Raw genomic sequence first — 2,610 nt, 5'->3', positions numbered from 1 at the left:
TGTCCGACCCGCAGGTGATCCACGATTTCGCGCAGACCGTCGGCGATGAAACCCGCCTCGACTACCTGTACGTGCTGACCGTCGCCGACATCAATGCCACCAACCCGACGCTGTGGAACTCCTGGCGCGCCAGCCTGTTGCGCCAGCTCTACACCGAGACCAAGCGTGCCCTGCGTCGCGGCCTGGAGAACCCGGTGGATCGCGAAGAGCAGATTCGCCAGACCCAGAGCGCCGCCCTGGACATTCTGGTACGCGGCGGTACCGATCCGGATGACGTCGAGCAGTTGTGGGCACAATTGGGCGATGACTATTTCCTGCGTCACACCGCCGGCGATGTCGCCTGGCACAGCGATGCGATCCTCCAGCAGCCGGCAGATGGCGGGCCGTTGGTGCTGATCAAGGAAACCACCCAGCGGGAATTCGAGGGCGGTACGCAGATCTTCATCTACGCGCCGGACCAGCACGACTTCTTTGCCGTGACCGTGGCCGCGATGGACCAGCTCAACCTGAACATCCATGACGCCCGGGTCATCACCTCCAGCAGCCAGTTCACCCTCGACACCTACATCGTGCTCGACACCGACGGCGACTCGATCGGCGACAACCCGGCTCGGGTCAAGCAGATCCGCGACGGCTTGACCGAAGCCCTGCGCAATCCGGATAACTACCCGACCATCATCCAGCGTCGGGTGCCGCGCCAGCTCAAGCATTTCGCCTTTGCCCCACAAGTCACGATCCACAACGATGCGCAGCGCCCGGTCACCGTGCTGGAACTGACCGCACCTGATCGTCCCGGCTTGTTGGCACGCATCGGCACGATTTTCCTGGAGTTCGACCTGTCGCTGCAGAACGCCAAGATCGCCACCCTCGGCGAGCGCGTGGAAGACGTGTTTTTCATCACCGACGCCAACAACCACCCGCTGTCCGACCCGCTGCTGTGCAGCCGGTTGCAGGATGCGATCGTCGAGCAGTTGAGCGTCAATCAGGAACCCGATATCAAACTGTCGCGCATCAGCATCTGACTTAACAACGGCCCGCCCCTCTGTAGGAGCGAGCCTGCTCGCGATGGACCCGAGGACGCCACGGGGTAACAGCCCCCCAGTGTCATCGATGACGACCATCGCGAGCAGGCTCGCTCCTACAGGGATCAGCGCCGCCCCAACACCGAACGAGATTTATCGATGAACAACGCTCTGTCCCAGCTCCAGCCCTACCCGTTCGAGAAACTCCGCGCCCTGCTTGGCAGCGTCACACCCAACCCCGACAAACGCCCTATCGCGCTGTCGATCGGCGAACCGAAGCACCGTTCGCCAAGCTTCGTTGCCGAAGCCCTGGCCAGCAATCTGGAAAAAATGGCGGTGTACCCGACCACCCTCGGCGTCCCGGAGCTGCGTGAAGCCATCGCTGCCTGGTGCGAGCGGCGTTTCGGCGTGCCAGACGGCTGGATCGATCCGGCGCGCAACGTGCTGCCCGTCAACGGTACCCGCGAAGCGCTGTTCGCGTTCACCCAGACCGTGGTCAACCGTGGCGACGACGCGCTGGTCGTCAGTCCGAACCCGTTCTACCAGATCTACGAAGGCGCGGCGTTCCTCGCCGGGGCCAAGCCGCATTACCTGCCATGCCTGGACGAGAATGGCTTCAATCCAGACTTCGAGGCTGTGTCGCCAGACATCTGGAAACGCTGCCAGATCCTGTTCCTGTGCTCGCCAGGCAATCCGACTGGTGCATTGATCCCGGTCGACACGCTGAAGAAGCTGATCGCCCTGGCCGACCAATACGACTTCGTGATCGCCGCCGACGAGTGCTACAGCGAACTGTACTTCGACGAACAAACCCCTCCGCCGGGCCTGCTCAGCGCCTGCGTGGAACTGGGTCGCAAGGACTTCAAGCGTTGCGTGGTGTTCCACAGCCTGTCCAAGCGTTCCAACTTGCCTGGTTTGCGTTCGGGCTTCGTCGCAGGTGACGCCGACATTCTCAAAGGCTTCTTGCTCTATCGCACCTATCACGGCTGCGCAATGCCGGTGCAAACGCAACTGGCCAGCGTTGCCGCATGGAACGACGAAGTGCATGTGCGCGCCAACCGTGCGCTGTATCGCGAGAAATATGATGCGGTGTTGGAGATTTTAAGCCCGGTCATGGATGTGCAGCGCCCGGACGGTGGTTTTTACTTGTGGCCGAACGTCGAGGGTGATGACGAAGCGTTCTGTCGTGATTTGTTCGCGCAGGAACATGTAACGGTGGTGCCAGGTTCTTATCTGTCCCGTGAAGTCGATGGCGCCAATCCGGGTGCGGGGCGTGTGCGCCTGGCATTGGTTGCACCGTTGGCGGAGTGTGTCGAAGCGGCAGAACGGATTCGAGCGTTCATCATTCGCCATCGCCTGTAAAGTCAACGGCCCGAACAGCGCAATGCCGTCCGGGCCGCAGACAAACCCGAGCCCGGCCGACGCGAAACCGTCCGGTCATGGCATAATCCGTCACCTTTTTTCTCCAGCACCTGTAAAGGGGGCAATTCCTTGACCGTTTCAAGTAAAACGTTGCACCTTTTCGGCATCAAGGCCTGCGACACCATGAAAAAGGCGCGCACCTGGCTCGATGAACACGCTGTCAGCT

At 61.5% G+C, this 2,610-nt stretch carries 2 protein-coding genes and 1 pseudogene; all 3 read left to right on the top strand.

The genetic code is table 11. The annotated features are described in order from the left end of the window. The coding region (locus D8U18_RS02050; RefSeq protein ID WP_131106901.1) for an ACT domain-containing protein at positions 1-1,022 on the top strand (1,022 nt) is incomplete at its 5' end. Positions 1,023-1,181: 159 nt separating this feature from the next. Then, entirely contained in the window at positions 1,182-2,384 is a 1,203-nt protein-coding gene (gene dapC, locus D8U18_RS02045; RefSeq protein WP_056856251.1) for a succinyldiaminopimelate transaminase, read from the top strand. Between the two features lie 129 nt (positions 2,385-2,513). Next, positions 2,514-2,610, top strand: a pseudogene (locus D8U18_RS02040) (arsenate reductase); the annotation flags it as partial.

The sequence above is a fragment of the Pseudomonas sp. Sample_10 genome (assembly GCF_004321495.1).
Taxonomy (GTDB): Bacteria; Pseudomonadota; Gammaproteobacteria; order Pseudomonadales; family Pseudomonadaceae; genus Aquipseudomonas.
The sequence above is the reverse complement of the archived record's forward strand: the minus strand, read 5'-3'. Positions and strand labels throughout refer to the sequence as shown.